We start from the raw sequence: 13,944 nt of genomic DNA on the forward strand, positions 1-13,944 counted from the left end.
ACCCAATGAATATATAGCAGAGTACTTCTTAAATAAACTTTTAGGAGGTTGTGTCACAAATGTTTGACTACCGTAGACTTTAACTGTGTCTATTTTCATGTTTTTCTTGCATTTCAACGTGTTATAGTGTACAATAATAAGGCTTATTGATGGTAAGCATCTTCCTACCCCTATGTGAGATAGGGGCGTTAGTCCGAAAGAGGAGGTGATTTTGTATGAACAAATACGAAGTCATGGTGATTGTGAAACCAGCTGATGAAGAGACAAACAAAGCTACTTTTGACAAAATTGAGGCTTTAATTGCTCGTGTTGGCGGTACAGTTGAGAAAGTTGACGTTTGGGGTAAACGCCGTTTAGCGTATGCAGTAAATAAACATACTGATGGCGTATACGTATTGATTAACTTTGAGTCCGCTCCTGGCGAAATCAAAGAAATCGACCGCGTTCTTAAAATCGACGATAACGTTCTTAGACACCTGATTGTAAAACACGAAAAATAATAGCCTAAGGAGGTTAGGATTATGAATTCTGTACAACTGTTAGGAAATTTAGCTCGTGACCCTGAGGTGCGTTACACAAAAACTGGTCGTGCTGTTGCTACTTTTACAATAGCTGCATCCAATTCTTATGTGGATCAAAATGGTGAGACAAAAGAACAAACTGCGTTTGTTAACTGTGTAGCTTGGGGAAAATTAGGAGAAGCTGCGGGAAATTTGCGTAAAGGTAGCCGTTGTTTCGTAGAAGGTCGTATTTCTACACGTTCTTATGAAGCACAAGATGGTACAAAACGATATGTTACTGAAGTAGTAGCAAACTTCGTTGGTCAAGCCTTAGATACGCAATCTTTTGATGCCTTTGGTGGCGACAGTTCATCAAATTTTGATGGATTTGGTGCTGGTGCAGGCGAAGAAATTCCGTTCTAAGCTAAGAACTCCACAACTAAATCAAAGGAGGTTTCTCAATGAGAAGAGATAGAGGCAGAAAACCAAGAAGAAAAGTATGTAACTTCTGTGTAGATCATGCTGATCAAATCGACTATAAAGATATTGCTAAACTTCGTCGTTTCACGACTGAACGCGGCAAAATTCTTCCTCGTCGTATTTCTGGTGTTTGTGCTAAACATCAACGTAAATTAACACTAGCAATCAAACGTGCTCGTGCAATCGCGTTGTTGCCATTCACAGCAGAATAATTCAATACAAAATGAAAACCCAGTAACTAGCCTAGTTACTGGGTTTCTTGTTTTCTAAAAGGGAGTTAAAAGGGTATAAATTGAAATCGTTGCTACCCGGTTGCAACCACTTTTTATGCTTTTTTGCGTGCGGTTGCAACCACTTTTTCATGGTCCCCTCTGTTGTGTATACACGATACATGATATAATACAGATATAAAACAAAACCGCATAATATCAATGGTTACAAGAGATAGTGTGTATGACTAATGATACACACATATGATAATTAAATATCAAAACGGATACACAACTTTTCACACAAGAACGAAAGCACTTGTATAGGAATTTCCTATATAGGTGCTTTTCTTTTTGTCTTTAAAACTTGATTAATTTAATTGGGAAAGTATATGAACCGTAGTGATACTTATTTTTTTTATTTTATTATTAGAAAATCTAAATGCAAAAAAATGCAACATATGCAATCAAGTCTTTCATGTAGTAATCGTATCAAAATATTATATCTTTAAACCATCACTACGGTATTTTTTTATATTAAGAAAGGAGAAGTATGCCAAGAACAAAAGAAACTGTAGCAGAAGAAAAACTAGTTACAGAAGAAAAGACAAAAAAAGAACCAGTGTTAAAGATTTGTCCCGTGAACCCTGAAAGGTTCGAATCGCCTACAAAAGGGACTGAGAAGGCGAGCTGTTATGACATTTATTTACAAGAAGATATCGTAATTCCAAGAGGTTTACAAAATCCTACATGCATTAAATTAGGGTTAAAAATGGAAATACCAAAAGGATACGATATTAGATTATACCTACGTAGTAGTGTGGCACGTGATCTACATTTAATTATGGGAAATGCTGTAGGTATTATTGACGAAGATTTTAGAGGAGAACTAACCGCCTATGTTTATAATTTAGGTGGATATCCAGTTTTTCTAAAAAAAGGACAACGTGTATTTCAATTTGAATTACAAAAGAAAAATAAATATCATGTAGAGCTTGTGTCTAATATTTCCGAAGAAACAGAACGAGGAGATGCAAGCGGTAGTACAGGGAGATAGAAACAATGGCAAAAAAAGATGTAAAAACACTTAATATTAAGGGTGTATGTAAATGGGCTAAAGTTTGGGAAAGTGGAGAATATAACGGTAAGTTAACAGGTTATTCCATTCAAGTAGCACCAGAAGAAAAAGAAACGGAAAAAGTTCTAAAAGAATTATTAGGAATATGGAACCAAGGTAAAGATGAAGTCTTGAAAGACAAAAGCTTTAAACCTAAAGAGGGGTATTTATATTTAGGTGGAACAGAGCCTGACGAAGACGAGGAAGACCAAGCAAGATATTTTAAAGCAAAACGTATCCATGAGTTTAAAGATAGACAAACAGGGGAAATGATTCCAATTACATTACCTATCTTTGATGCATATGGTGTCCCCATGCAAAAAGGTACCATGATTGGTAATGGTAGTATTGTAACGATGAATGTACTCCCCACAGTATATGCTGTAAAAAAAGATACATATGGTGTGTCTTTAAAATTATTAGCCTTGCAAGTAAATAAATTAGTTGAATATAAAAAGGATGCATCTAGTTATGGTTTTGAATCAGCAGATCCTGAGGATGATGAAAGTACTCCATTCGATGAGGTAGAATTCTAATGAAATTCAGTAGAACAAGAGGTTACTATAAACCAAAAGATAAAACGGTTCGAAGTAACTTTGAATATGATATCAAGTGTAATCTTGTAAGAGCTGGTGTGTCTTTTGAATATGAAACCAAACGTATTCCTTATACAGTCACTCATACATATAAGCCTGATTTTATTTTACCTAATGGGATTATCGTAGAAGCCAAAGGGCTATTTGAACCATCAGATAGACAAAAACACCTATATATTAAAGAACAACATCCAGAGCTAGATATACGTTTTTTATTTATGAGAGACCAATGGTTAACAGCAAAACGGAAACAGAAGTATAGCACCTGGTGTAAAAAACATGGATTCAAATATCACATTGGTAAAATGATTCCAAAAGAATGGATAGAGGAAGAACCATGATTAAAATAATTATTGCACGTGGAAATTTTAATAATAAAACGGCAGAAGCATTTAAACATATCATGCGTGGCGAAGGATACACTACATCACCATATCATTTTTATGTGGATTGTAATGCAACAATCACAAGGCTAAAAGACATTAGCACTTTAAACAAAGATGATGAATTAAAAATTATGGTAGATTGTGGAAAACTCAAAAAGATTAGTGAGAGACAAAAAAAGAAACTCCATAGATTACTTGCAACAGTCAAGGCACGATTTAAAGGAGATGTGCAAGACTATGAAAAACTATTACTTTGAAGGAACTGTAACAAAGAAAATTAAAGGAACCTTTTCTTTAGCAGAACATATTGATCCTGAAGATTATATAGATAATCTAGCATGGAAAAAGGATTCATTTTTTAATGATGCAGAATATAATGGTAAAATAACAGAAATTGAAATTGATAGTGTTGTAGAAATTTGAGGTAAAATATGAATAAATTTGTGTCTTATGAGATTAAACCTTATGTGTATATTTCTAATGAAGGTGACGTAGAAAAGTGTAATGAGCTTGTAAACTTAAACATTAACGAAAAATTAGAGGGATATATTGAACAGGTTATTTTGTATGATAATTGCTACACGGTGAAGTATATTGATGAAGTATTGAAAATAGAGTGGGAAACAACTACAGATACTGTAGTATCATACACTATTGAAGAAGGTATTCTACTTGATAGTTTAGCCGTGAAACAGCTTGAAGAACTTCTATCACAATGTGAAGAAAGTATGGAAGAATATATTATTAATCATACGCAACCCGTACAGGAGTAACTATGAAACCATTAATTGAGTTTAAATTAAAACATACAGTTAGGTCTTATGACGATACGGAAAAGGCATATACCCTATATGATTTGAAAATAGCTGAAGAAATAGATGGGTATCAACAAACAATGTTTTATAAGCAAGTTCGATACACATTATATATTAAATGGCTAGGGGTGGATTGTTGGGTAATAGATGATTATGGCAACAAGACATTCTGGTTTAGTCTCAATCATATAGTAAAAGAAGCCAAGTTAGATATGCAAGAAGTAGAAGAGATAAAAACAATATTAAATCTTTTTAAAAATGATATGTATCGTTACATCAATAAAAATAAGTCGATGAAAGAATGGCTAGAATGTGAAGATATCCATGTAACAATTTAAGGAGTGAATACAATGAAAGCACCAAATACACCAAATACACCGATTATGTTTGAACTTATACGAGAAACTGTAGGACACAATGGAAGATTTATGACAGATGATGTATATTACCGTATTAACAACCTAAAAATTGATCAACGTTTAGACGGTTTTTGTACCACTACAACTATTCCCCTTTACTTGAATGGTAAAGATGAATTTGAAGTAAGCTATAAAAATAACCAATTAACAATAACTAAACTTTATCTAGGTATACGAGATTTTACTGTTTGTATTGAAGAGGGATTTGTACTCCGCAAATCGGATGCAGAATTTGTAAGAAATATTCTATATACATGTTTAGAAAGCATGAATGAATATGTAAAGACACAAATTTTTGAGGACAGCACATATACAGCAATTGAGGTTAAGGATACATGGAAAATGATAGGTTAAACAAACAAATTGTAGAAATGCATTTACCTTGCCCATCTTGTGGTAGTCATGATGCCTTAACAACCTACGCAGATGGGCATTCCTATTGTTTTAGTTGCAAAACTACGACATTTCCGAAAGAAGACCAAGGAGGGGGAACTGTTACCTCCGCCCCCTCTTGTGTCTTTATCCAAGGACATTTACAAGCCCTAAAAGCAAGAGGGATTACACTTGCCACATGTAGCAAATATGGCTATGTGACGGGCAGTTACCAAGGCAAGCCTTGCCACATTGCAAATTACTATGATGAATATGGTAAATTGAAGGGGCAAAAGCTACGCTTTCAAGACAAAACATTCAAAGCAATTGGAAGCACTACGGGTACATTCTATGGACAACAATTATTTGCTAAAGGCAAACGATTAATCATTACCGAGGGTGAAATTGATTGCTTAACAGTCAGTCAAATCTATGGGAATATAGCATGTGTTGTGTCTATTCCTACAGGTGCTGGTAGTGCTAAAAAGACATTTGAGAAAAACCTTGAATGGCTGAATAATTTTGAAGAAGTTATAGTAGCATTTGACAGTGATAAGGCAGGATTAGATGCAATTGAAAGCATTCAAGGAATATTGCCAAGCGAGAAATTAAAAGTAGCAAGGCTACAGCATTACAAAGACCCCAACGAGTACCTTATGGCGAATGAGGGGGATAAGCTAGTAAATGCTATCGACAATGCAAAATCATATAGCCCAAGTAACATTATTAATGGTAGTGAGTTATGGGAACTTTTAAAAGAAGAACCTGAAGAAGTCCGAGGATATTCTCTACCATGGCAGATTGATGCAGACACAATGATAAAGGGCATTCGTAAGGGTGAAATAGCATTAGTAACGGCAGGTACTGGTATAGGTAAGAGTACGTTTGTACGTGAAATACTCTATCATCTAGGAGTGGATCAGCACATGAAAGTAGGCATCATGATGTTAGAGGAGAATACCAGACGAACCGCCAAGGGAATTATTGGTATCCATTTAAACAAGCCTATCCATATAAGCCGTGCAGAAGTTAGCGACTATGAATATAAACAAGCTTTTGATGAAACTTTAGGTAAAGGACTGTTTGTCTTATATAATCACTTTGGGTCTTTGGAAACTGACAAGCTATTAAATGCAATGCGATACATGGCAGTCAGTGAAAGATGTGACTTTTTAATTCTAGACCATGTAAGCATAGCAACAAGTGGTATCGAAGCAAAGAACGAAACAAAGATGATTGATGTTTTAATGACAAGACTACGTAGCCTAGTAGAAGAAACTGGTACAGGTATGGTGGCAATTTGTCACTTAAAACGCACAGAAGATAAAAAAGCACATGAAGAAGGTGGACATGTATCACTGAATCATTTAAGAGGTAGTCAATCATTGGCACAATTAAGTGATACGATCATAGCCCTTGAACGAAACCAACAAAGTGAAAAGGATAGGGATGTTATGGGTATACGTATACTAAAATGTAGACATACAGGTAACACAGGGTTAGGAGGCTTTTTGTCTTTTAATCGTGAGACAAATAGATTAGAAAAGTATCAACCACCAATGGAAACATATGGATTCGATACTGAAGATGGTGGAGGTGAGTTCTAATGCTTATCTTTGATATAGAAACAGATGGGCTATTAGATACTGTTACAAAAGTACATTGTGGATGTATTTACAATACAGCAACAGAGGAATACAAATTATACAGACCACAAGAAATAGAGAATATGTTAGAAGAATTATTAAATGCTGATAGCATATGTGGACATAATGTTATCATGTTTGATATACCAGTATTAGAAAAGCTATATAACGTGCAATTTGACCAAGAAAAAGTCATAGATACATTAGTATTAGCACGCTTAGTATACTCTAATATCAGTGATATTGATGCAGTATTGGTAAGACAAAACAAGCTATCACGCAAGTTATGGGGTAGTCACTCATTAAAAGCCTATGGCCAACGATTAGGCGTTTTAAAGGGAACCTATGCTGAAGATACAGAAGATTGTTGGGCTTGTTTTAATGAAGATATGCTAGCTTATAACAAGCAAGACGTGGTAGTCACAAAGAAATTATATGAAAATTTGTTGTCTAAAGGGTTTACCGAAGATGCAAGCCTACTTGAGCATAAGGCACAGTGGCTTATGTTTAAAATGGAGCAGAACGGCTTTCCTTTTAATCTTGAAAAAGCCTACGAACTCAAGGCAATACTTGAGGCTGAAAGACAAAAAGTAGAAGCAGAGCTAACAGAACAGGCTCCATTAATTCCCGATAAATTATTCATACCAAAAGTGAACAATAATAAATTAGGCTATGTAAAAGGAGTGCCAATACAAAAGTATAAAAAGTACAATCCAACGAGCCGAGACCACATGAAATATATATTTGAGACACACTACAAATATGTGTTTAAAAAATGCATGTATGATAAAGACGGTAAATTAAAACTTGATGAAGAAGCCTTAAAACATATTGAAAAAGACGAAACAACGACAGACGAAGTACGGCATATTGCTAGCCTATATCGTGTGTCTTTTTTATTGTCTAAACGCTTAGGGCAATTGTCAGAAGGTAAGAATGCATGGCTAAAGCTAATAGGTAGTGATGGTAAAATCCATGGTAAATGTAATCCTAATGGTACGGTGAGTGGCAGAGCATCACATAGTAGCCCTAATGTAGCACAAGTACCTAGTGCAAATAGTCCTTATGGAAAAGAGTGTAGAGAACTGTTTGAAGTACCACAAGGATGGTATCAAGCGGGGATTGATTGCAGTGGTTTAGAGTTACGATGTTTAGCACATTACCTATATCCTTATGATCATGGAGAGTATGCACATGAAATCCTTAATGGTGATATTCATACAAAGAACCAAAAGAATGCTGGACTGGAAACACGTAGTCAAGCAAAGACATTTATTTATGGATTCTTATATGGTGGTGGTGATGCCAAGATAGGTGAAATTGTCAACGGTACTAAAGAAGATGGTAGACGGCTGAAAGAAAAATTCCTAAAGAATACACCCGCATTGAAAAACTTGCAAAAGCAAATAAAGGACACCCTATCTAGGTTTAACACAGCGACACGAAAAGTAGAGATGAAACGTAACTATCTATATGGATTAGACGGAAGAAAGTTATATGTACGTTCCTTACATAGTGCATTGAATTTACTGTTACAGTCCGCAGGGGCATTGATTTGTAAACAGTGGATAGTACGCACAGAGCAACGATTGTTAGAACGTGGTTTAAAGCATGGATGGGATAGAGATTTTGTCTTGATGGCATGGATCCATGATGAGCAACAAATAGCATGCAGAACAAAAGAGATAGCTGAAATTGTTGTCTTAGAAGCACAGCAAGCCGTACGAGATGTAGGGGAGCATTATGGATTCAGAATGCAGTTAGACACTGAAGGAAAGATAGGTGAAAATTGGTATGGCACGCATTAAAAGCCTACGTACACTATATGAAATAGAACAGAAGATGTGTCGGCTTATTGAAGAACAGATTAAAGTACCCTATAAAAGCACAAAGGAACATATTGTAGTAAGGGATACCCAGAGTAATTATATTTTACTGGATATAAGGGTGAATATATTACCAGTATTAAATAGTTACTATTGGGCATTAAAGCAAGCTAAGGATTACAATGCATTTTCTTTGCTTTGTCATGGAGTGCATTACATGGCATTTCATATGGATAAGTATTTACAAAAAAGTAAAGATGCGATAGTCAAGGTTTACCCAAAATTAGAAGAATTATATACGTTGAATTATGAATTAAAAGAAATCACCTTAGACTGGTCGATTAATATATCGGAGGTATACGAAAACAGATGAGCGAAGAAACGGTACGTACTAGAGTTATCTTAGACGAGACAATAGAAGAGAAATACCCTATTAATTATGATGTATTGCAAGAGTTAGCAGAAAAGGCAAGTGCATTAAACAGTTGTACATTTGTTCCTTATTGTGGGTGGTATAAGGGAGAGAAAAGTACGTATGTTGAGTATTTAACATTTAGAAACGTCTTACAACAATTTTATATTAGTATTATTATTGACCTTTTACATCAGGATAATATAGAAGAAGTCACAGCATCCTTTTTATTCTATAGATTGTTATTCAATTTAGTTATCAATCATGAGAAACAATGGCATGTAGATATTTTTAACACATGCGAAACACCTAAGGAAGCATGGGAACTGTTTAATCGAATTGAATATCTAATCAATAACTTTGAAACAGAAATATTGTTGTCTGATACGGAGGGGACTGATAATGGTAGATGTTAATTTTCTAAAAGATATAGAAAAATGCTCAAAAGAATTAGTTGATAATTTAGACAACTTATTGTTGTGTGGGGTATGTGAGTTACCTCTTAAAATAAGGACAGAAGCAAGAGGGATTCGCCTAATATGTGATAGAGTACATCATGCTACATGGAAATACTTACAAACAATTGAAGGAACTGCTACTGATTCAAAAGAGGTGTATACAATTAGTGATTTAATCATTGATTTATTAGTAGGAGCATACTTATTTATTAGCATAAGTGGCACTTCATATCATTATTATGAAGAGGTATTAGTGGCTTGTGATGAGTATAGTCCGGATGAAGATACATGGGAACTTTTTCACAGGCTAAAGGAATCGTTAGAACAGGTGTATACATTAAATTTGTTATAGGTGATATATGGAGCCTCCATGTAAAGATTGTCCGTACAGAGAAATAGGGTGTCATGATAGATGCTCTACATATTTAAAATACAGGGCAAATAAAGACAAAGAATGTGAAGAACGGTTAATGAATTATAAAACATACTATTATCCAAGTAGTGATAGTACTTGTTTTAAAAATCGGAACACTTTTAAAAATAAAAGACAAAAAAGGAGAAGATGAAATATGACACCATGGCATGAGTATTTGATGGATGTATATATTACTTGTAAAGTCTTAATAGCTGGTACATGTATTCCAATTGGACTACTCCAAACTTGTGTAGGGCTTGATGTATATGATTCAAAACGAGTTGTATGGGGATTCCTTTTAGCATTATTTGGGGTAGGTATTCCAATGCTATTACCTACACAGGAAATACTTATAAAACTTTTAGAATGGTAAAGGAGCAAATAAGATATGACAAATGAAGAATACGAAAAAGAGAATAATAAACTACAGACAAAAGTTTTTTTCTTAGAACAAAAAGTTGATGCATTAAAAGATGATGTAGATAATTATAAATTAGAATTAAATAATGCCAATGTGAAAGTAGCCTACTTACGGGGCTATATCCATGGCATTCAAGAAGACACCTATGATGAAACTATTATTTGATGCTGACATGTTGTTATATATTGCATGTGAAAAGGCAGAACATGTAGTACATTGGTACGATGATTTATATACATTACATGGTACTTTAAATGAAGCTATTATCCACTTTGACAATCACGTACGAGATTTAATTGAGTTAGTATGTGAACATTGGAATGTAGAGGGTGAATATGAAGTGGTTATGTGTTTATCAGACAATGAGCACAACTTTAGAAACCTAATCTATCCAGATTACAAGGCAAACCGTGGTGAGAAAAGACGACCAATATTATATGCACCTATGAGAGATTGGGTAATGAAAAGCTATAATGCTGTTTGTCTACCATGGCTTGAAGCAGATGATTGTTTAGGATTACAAGCAAATTCTAAAGACACAATTGTAATCAGTGGTGATAAGGATTTACGTACAGTCCCAAGCAGATTTTATGATTTTTCACGTAATATATTTTATGAGTACGATAAAGAAGCATCAGATAACTTTCATCTAATCCAAACGTTAACAGGTGATCCTACTGACAATTATAAAGGGTGTCCTAATATAGGTATCTCAAGAGCAGAAAGACACCTAGACAAAGAAGGATACAATTGGACAAACGTTGTAAATATGTATAAAAAGCAAGGTAGCACAGAAGAGGAAGCCCTCACGAATGCACGCCTTGCTTTTATTTTACGTAAAGGTTTTTATGACAAAAAGAACCAACGTATACGGTTATGGGAACCAAACAAAGACAAAAAGAAATTACATATTTTAGATTTAAAAGAACCTGAAGGAGACTTTTAAATATGGTTAATAAAGAAGATGTATATGTAGATAGTGACCTTGTGTCTTTTATTGAAGAGAATTTTAGTCTTGATTACATCCTAAATAAGCAAGGATGGAATAGCGATAAAATCATAGGTGCTTTGTGTCTTAGAACAGAACTACTAGCACTGTTACATCGTATAAAAGAGGAACAGGACGAAAGAAGGTATAACGTATGAATGATGCAGTGGTATCTCCAAAACATTATAAATTGAAAGGCTTAGGCGACATTGAAAGCATTGATGTACTTAGGGCTGTTTTGTCTAAAGAAGAATTCAGTGGCTTTTGTCATGGAAATACATTAAAGTATCTTATCCGTGCTGGAAAGAAAGACAACAAAGTACAAGATTTAGAAAAAGCAAAAGTATATTTACAATGGCTAATTGAAAACGAAATGAAAGGGGGTGAGACAGAATGAGTTTTTTAGGACATCTTTTAGGTAGTATCTTTGGAGGATTATTTGGAGGTGGAAATAAAACAATTACAATCCCACAACCAACGGTTAGAGCACAAGACCTGGTGCTAAAAACAGAAGCAGAAACACCTGAAGCACCACAATTAGGTCAGACAAAACAGAAGAAAGGCCGTAAGTCATTATTAATTGATCGTAACACAGGCGGTACAGATTATAATGCAACAAATATGTAAGGAATAAAAAGATATGGCGATACAACAGGAACAAGCAATATTAGCTAAAGAAGTATTTAAAAAGCTTTCACAAGCAAAACAACCCTATATAGATAGGGGAATTAAAAATGCTAAAGTCACTATTCCTATCTTATTCCGTGAAGAAACAGACGATGGCAACAAGGCATTAGATGATTTATATTCAAGTATCGGTGCACGTGGTGTTAATAACTTAACATCAAAGCTTATGCTTGCTTTATTTCCCCCTAATGAAAAGTTCTTTAGACTAGGACTAACACCAGAAATGAAAGGACAATTAGTAGGACATGAAGATAAAATAGCTGAAGTGGAGCAACAGCTGATGCAGATTGAAGACACAATCATTCGCAGTATTGAAGAAAACCAAATACGAATTACCATTCAAGAAGGCATATTGCAGTTATTAGTAACTGGAAATTGCCTTCTTTTTTTGCCTCCAAAAGAAAACGGAAGTAGGTTATATAGCCTACATGATTATGTAGTAGAGCGTGATGCAATCGGTAACATCCTAAGGATATGTACAAGGGATAAAGTAACAAAACGATCACTACCGCCACAATTGTTATCCATGATTGATGAGAGTACTAAAGATGATACAGTGCTTGAAGTCTATACACTCATAGTAAGAGAGCAAGATAAATTTGTGTCTTTCCAGGAATTAAACGGTAAACGTGTGGCAGGAAGTGACCAAATATTTCCAATTAATAAAAGCCCTTATATACCTATTCGAATGAGTAAACAGGATGGGGAACATTATGGGCGTTCGTTTGTAGAACAATACTACGGTGATTTGAAAGAATTGCAGAATCACGGAAAGGCATTGTCTTTCACATCCGCAGTCATGAGTAAAATTATTTACCTTGTACACCCTAATGGCGTGACGAGAGCACGAAAGCTACAAGAAGCAAAAAGTGGTGATTTTATAGATGGACGAGTCGAGGATGTGCAAGTACTACAGACACAAAAGTATAACGACTTAGCTATCGCAAAAAACTACATGGATAACATCGAGCAACGATTGAGTTTTGTCTTTTTGATTAGTAGTGCAGTACAACGAAATGCTGAACGGGTAACGGCTGAAGAGGTTCGTATGGTAGCACGTGAGTTAGAAGATACCCTAGGTGGTGTCTATGCGATCCTTACGCAAGAGTTACAACTACCACTTATACGGCAACTGTTAGCAAAACTAATGAGCCGTGGTGAAGTAGTACAACTACCAGACGGCTTTATTGAACCTACTATTACAACAGGAATGGAAGCATTAGGGCGAGGGCATGACTTTAGTAAATATAGCACATTTATTCAAATGTTAGGTGCGTTACCAAACGGCATAGCATTCTTAAAAATTCCGCAATTAATTACATCACTTGCAACATCTATCGGTATTGATACGCAAGGGTTAGTTAAAACAATGGAAGAAATCCAACAGGAACAAGAAGAAGCACAAGCCCAACAAATTGGTATGCAAGCAATGGAAGGAGGATTAAAAGGTGGAGGTAACGAGTAATGAAGGCGTAGTTACAAATGAAGTAAGTGTTAATGAGGAAAGTATTCCACAAGACACAACACAGACTAACGAAACTACACCAACAGAGGGTACACAAACCGAGGGAACACAAACCCAACAGAACACAGAAACAAGTGGTACTAATACATCTATTACCCAAAGTGATGTAGATAGCATTAATGCCACAGAGAATGCATTACAAAAAGATTTAGAAGCACGTGGCGTAGATTTTACAGCAGTAGAAAATGAATATCTACAAAACGGTAGTTTATCCAATGAGACACAAAGTAAATTAACTCAAGCTGGATACCCTAAAGAAGTCATTGATAACTATATTCGTAACGTAGAACGTGAAGCAAATGCTTTTGTGTCTACGGTACAAAGTTATGTAGGGAATGAGCAAGAGTGGAATACCTTTGTGTCTTTTGTGCAATCACAAGGTGATACAGCAATCAATCTATTTAATGATGCAATTAACACAGGCAAATTAGGTATTATCCAAGCAACTGTAGAGCAGTTAAAGACACAAATGGTAAATACCTATGGAACAAATAACCCTACGTTTATGAGTGGGGGCAGTGCTACTGGAGCCGTACAAGAAGGCTTTGCAAGTAGCTATGAAATGCAACAAGCGATGAGTGATAAGCGATACGGAAGAGATAGAGCTTATACACAAATGGTGGAGCAAAAAGTTATTAATTCTAAATTTGATTATTAAAGGAGAAATGAACA

24 protein-coding genes are annotated in these 13,944 nt (G+C 35.1%); all 24 read left to right on the forward strand.

Features of this window, described 5'->3' with window-relative positions; genetic code table 11:
* Positions 1-215 precede the first annotated feature (215 nt).
* The 24 genes from rpsF to EO122_RS04105 all read left to right on the forward strand — a co-directional run bounded on the left by rpsF (position 216) and on the right by EO122_RS04105 (position 13,930).
* Positions 216-500, forward strand: a complete 285-nt coding sequence (gene rpsF, locus EO122_RS03990) for a 30S ribosomal protein S6 (RefSeq protein ID WP_126937013.1) — start codon at positions 216-218, stop codon at positions 498-500.
* A gap of 21 nt (positions 501-521) precedes the next feature.
* Positions 522-923, forward strand: coding sequence for a single-stranded DNA-binding protein (locus tag EO122_RS03995; RefSeq protein ID WP_127009477.1), 402 nt, complete (start codon positions 522-524; stop codon positions 921-923).
* 38 nt (positions 924-961) lie between these two features.
* Entirely contained in the window at positions 962-1,192 is a 231-nt protein-coding gene (gene rpsR, locus EO122_RS04000; protein WP_009353119.1) for a 30S ribosomal protein S18, read from the forward strand.
* A 550-nt stretch (positions 1,193-1,742) separates the two neighbouring features.
* Positions 1,743-2,246 carry a hypothetical protein gene (locus tag EO122_RS04005; protein ID WP_127009478.1) on the forward strand — a complete coding sequence of 168 codons (504 nt, stop codon included), beginning with the start codon at positions 1,743-1,745 and terminating at the stop codon, positions 2,244-2,246.
* 5 nt (positions 2,247-2,251) lie between these two features.
* The gene (locus EO122_RS04010; protein ID WP_127009479.1) at positions 2,252-2,842 is read left to right on the forward strand and encodes a hypothetical protein; all 591 of its coding nucleotides are present in this window, start codon (positions 2,252-2,254) and stop codon (positions 2,840-2,842) included.
* Positions 2,842-3,243, forward strand: coding sequence for a hypothetical protein (locus tag EO122_RS04015; protein WP_127009480.1), 402 nt, complete (start codon positions 2,842-2,844; stop codon positions 3,241-3,243). The genes EO122_RS04010 and EO122_RS04015 overlap by 1 nt, the downstream gene beginning before the upstream one ends.
* On the forward strand, positions 3,240-3,545 hold the full coding sequence (locus tag EO122_RS04020; protein WP_126937178.1) for a hypothetical protein: 306 nt from the start codon (positions 3,240-3,242) through the stop codon (positions 3,543-3,545). Before EO122_RS04015 ends, EO122_RS04020 begins: the two co-directional genes overlap by 4 nt.
* A complete protein-coding gene (locus EO122_RS04025) occupies positions 3,526-3,711 on the forward strand; it encodes a hypothetical protein (protein ID WP_127009481.1) in 186 nt (61 codons plus the stop codon). Before EO122_RS04020 ends, EO122_RS04025 begins: the two co-directional genes overlap by 20 nt.
* Positions 3,712-3,719: 8 nt before the next feature.
* A complete protein-coding gene (locus EO122_RS04030) occupies positions 3,720-4,061 on the forward strand; it encodes a hypothetical protein (protein WP_127009482.1) in 342 nt (113 codons plus the stop codon).
* A gap of 2 nt (positions 4,062-4,063) precedes the next feature.
* Positions 4,064-4,441, forward strand: coding sequence for a hypothetical protein (locus EO122_RS04035; RefSeq protein WP_127009483.1), 378 nt, complete (start codon positions 4,064-4,066; stop codon positions 4,439-4,441).
* 12 nt (positions 4,442-4,453) lie between these two features.
* A complete protein-coding gene (locus EO122_RS04040) occupies positions 4,454-4,876 on the forward strand; it encodes a hypothetical protein (protein WP_127009484.1) in 423 nt (140 codons plus the stop codon).
* Positions 4,858-6,501, forward strand: a complete 1,644-nt coding sequence (locus tag EO122_RS04045) for a DnaB-like helicase C-terminal domain-containing protein (protein WP_127009485.1) — start codon at positions 4,858-4,860, stop codon at positions 6,499-6,501. The genes EO122_RS04040 and EO122_RS04045 overlap by 19 nt, the downstream gene beginning before the upstream one ends.
* Complete coding sequence (locus tag EO122_RS04050) at positions 6,501-8,348, forward strand: DNA polymerase (protein ID WP_127009486.1); 1,848 nt, start codon at positions 6,501-6,503, stop codon at positions 8,346-8,348. The genes EO122_RS04045 and EO122_RS04050 overlap by 1 nt, the downstream gene beginning before the upstream one ends.
* Positions 8,335-8,739: a hypothetical protein gene (locus EO122_RS04055; protein WP_127009487.1), complete on the forward strand. Its 405-nt coding sequence runs from the start codon at positions 8,335-8,337 to the stop codon at positions 8,737-8,739. Before EO122_RS04050 ends, EO122_RS04055 begins: the two co-directional genes overlap by 14 nt.
* The gene (locus EO122_RS04060) at positions 8,736-9,194 is read left to right on the forward strand and encodes a hypothetical protein (protein ID WP_127009488.1); all 459 of its coding nucleotides are present in this window, start codon (positions 8,736-8,738) and stop codon (positions 9,192-9,194) included. Before EO122_RS04055 ends, EO122_RS04060 begins: the two co-directional genes overlap by 4 nt.
* Positions 9,181-9,588, forward strand: coding sequence for a hypothetical protein (locus tag EO122_RS04065; RefSeq protein WP_127009489.1), 408 nt, complete (start codon positions 9,181-9,183; stop codon positions 9,586-9,588). Before EO122_RS04060 ends, EO122_RS04065 begins: the two co-directional genes overlap by 14 nt.
* A gap of 217 nt (positions 9,589-9,805) precedes the next feature.
* Positions 9,806-10,024 (forward strand): hypothetical protein, encoded by a 219-nt coding sequence (locus EO122_RS04070; protein WP_127009490.1) that lies wholly within the window; start codon positions 9,806-9,808, stop codon positions 10,022-10,024.
* Between the two features lie 15 nt (positions 10,025-10,039).
* Positions 10,040-10,237: a hypothetical protein gene (locus EO122_RS04075; RefSeq protein ID WP_127009491.1), complete on the forward strand. Its 198-nt coding sequence runs from the start codon at positions 10,040-10,042 to the stop codon at positions 10,235-10,237.
* On the forward strand, positions 10,218-11,018 hold the full coding sequence (locus EO122_RS04080) for a hypothetical protein (RefSeq protein ID WP_164725955.1): 801 nt from the start codon (positions 10,218-10,220) through the stop codon (positions 11,016-11,018). Before EO122_RS04075 ends, EO122_RS04080 begins: the two co-directional genes overlap by 20 nt.
* A gap of 2 nt (positions 11,019-11,020) precedes the next feature.
* Positions 11,021-11,218: a hypothetical protein gene (locus EO122_RS04085; RefSeq protein ID WP_127009493.1), complete on the forward strand. Its 198-nt coding sequence runs from the start codon at positions 11,021-11,023 to the stop codon at positions 11,216-11,218.
* Positions 11,215-11,457, forward strand: coding sequence for a DUF3310 domain-containing protein (locus tag EO122_RS04090; protein WP_127009494.1), 243 nt, complete (start codon positions 11,215-11,217; stop codon positions 11,455-11,457). The genes EO122_RS04085 and EO122_RS04090 overlap by 4 nt, the downstream gene beginning before the upstream one ends.
* Complete coding sequence (locus EO122_RS04095) at positions 11,454-11,687, forward strand: hypothetical protein (RefSeq protein WP_127009495.1); 234 nt, start codon at positions 11,454-11,456, stop codon at positions 11,685-11,687. Before EO122_RS04090 ends, EO122_RS04095 begins: the two co-directional genes overlap by 4 nt.
* Positions 11,688-11,700: 13 nt before the next feature.
* Entirely contained in the window at positions 11,701-13,212 is a 1,512-nt protein-coding gene (locus EO122_RS04100) for a portal protein (protein WP_127009496.1), read from the forward strand.
* A complete protein-coding gene (locus EO122_RS04105) occupies positions 13,196-13,930 on the forward strand; it encodes a hypothetical protein (RefSeq protein ID WP_127009497.1) in 735 nt (244 codons plus the stop codon). Before EO122_RS04100 ends, EO122_RS04105 begins: the two co-directional genes overlap by 17 nt.
* The last annotated feature ends 14 nt before the right edge of the window (positions 13,931-13,944 follow it).

Source organism: Veillonella sp. CHU110, from assembly GCF_003992255.1.
Classification (GTDB): domain Bacteria; phylum Bacillota; class Negativicutes; order Veillonellales; family Veillonellaceae; genus F0422.

Coding starts and splice junctions, on each gene's coding strand:
- EO122_RS04040 (WP_127009484.1), top strand. CDS start 4,454: ATGAAAGCACCAAATACACCAAATACACCGATTATGTTTGAACTTATA.
- EO122_RS04030 (WP_127009482.1), top strand. CDS start 3,720: ATGAATAAATTTGTGTCTTATGAGATTAAACCTTATGTGTATATTTCT.
- EO122_RS04035 (WP_127009483.1), top strand. CDS start 4,064: ATGAAACCATTAATTGAGTTTAAATTAAAACATACAGTTAGGTCTTAT.
- EO122_RS04055 (WP_127009487.1), top strand. CDS start 8,335: ATGGCACGCATTAAAAGCCTACGTACACTATATGAAATAGAACAGAAG.
- EO122_RS04090 (WP_127009494.1), top strand. CDS start 11,215: ATGAATGATGCAGTGGTATCTCCAAAACATTATAAATTGAAAGGCTTA.
- rpsF (WP_126937013.1), top strand. CDS start 216: ATGAACAAATACGAAGTCATGGTGATTGTGAAACCAGCTGATGAAGAG.
- EO122_RS04010 (WP_127009479.1), top strand. CDS start 2,252: ATGGCAAAAAAAGATGTAAAAACACTTAATATTAAGGGTGTATGTAAA.
- EO122_RS04005 (WP_127009478.1), top strand. CDS start 1,743: ATGCCAAGAACAAAAGAAACTGTAGCAGAAGAAAAACTAGTTACAGAA.
- EO122_RS04025 (WP_127009481.1), top strand. CDS start 3,526: ATGAAAAACTATTACTTTGAAGGAACTGTAACAAAGAAAATTAAAGGA.
- EO122_RS04075 (WP_127009491.1), top strand. CDS start 10,040: ATGACAAATGAAGAATACGAAAAAGAGAATAATAAACTACAGACAAAA.
- EO122_RS04050 (WP_127009486.1), top strand. CDS start 6,501: ATGCTTATCTTTGATATAGAAACAGATGGGCTATTAGATACTGTTACA.
- EO122_RS04045 (WP_127009485.1), top strand. CDS start 4,858: ATGGAAAATGATAGGTTAAACAAACAAATTGTAGAAATGCATTTACCT.
- EO122_RS04065 (WP_127009489.1), top strand. CDS start 9,181: ATGGTAGATGTTAATTTTCTAAAAGATATAGAAAAATGCTCAAAAGAA.
- EO122_RS03995 (WP_127009477.1), top strand. CDS start 522: ATGAATTCTGTACAACTGTTAGGAAATTTAGCTCGTGACCCTGAGGTG.
- EO122_RS04100 (WP_127009496.1), top strand. CDS start 11,701: ATGGCGATACAACAGGAACAAGCAATATTAGCTAAAGAAGTATTTAAA.
- EO122_RS04080 (WP_164725955.1), top strand. CDS start 10,218: ATGATGAAACTATTATTTGATGCTGACATGTTGTTATATATTGCATGT.
- EO122_RS04060 (WP_127009488.1), top strand. CDS start 8,736: ATGAGCGAAGAAACGGTACGTACTAGAGTTATCTTAGACGAGACAATA.
- EO122_RS04095 (WP_127009495.1), top strand. CDS start 11,454: ATGAGTTTTTTAGGACATCTTTTAGGTAGTATCTTTGGAGGATTATTT.
- rpsR (WP_009353119.1), top strand. CDS start 962: ATGAGAAGAGATAGAGGCAGAAAACCAAGAAGAAAAGTATGTAACTTC.
- EO122_RS04085 (WP_127009493.1), top strand. CDS start 11,021: ATGGTTAATAAAGAAGATGTATATGTAGATAGTGACCTTGTGTCTTTT.
- EO122_RS04015 (WP_127009480.1), top strand. CDS start 2,842: ATGAAATTCAGTAGAACAAGAGGTTACTATAAACCAAAAGATAAAACG.
- EO122_RS04020 (WP_126937178.1), top strand. CDS start 3,240: ATGATTAAAATAATTATTGCACGTGGAAATTTTAATAATAAAACGGCA.
- EO122_RS04070 (WP_127009490.1), top strand. CDS start 9,806: ATGACACCATGGCATGAGTATTTGATGGATGTATATATTACTTGTAAA.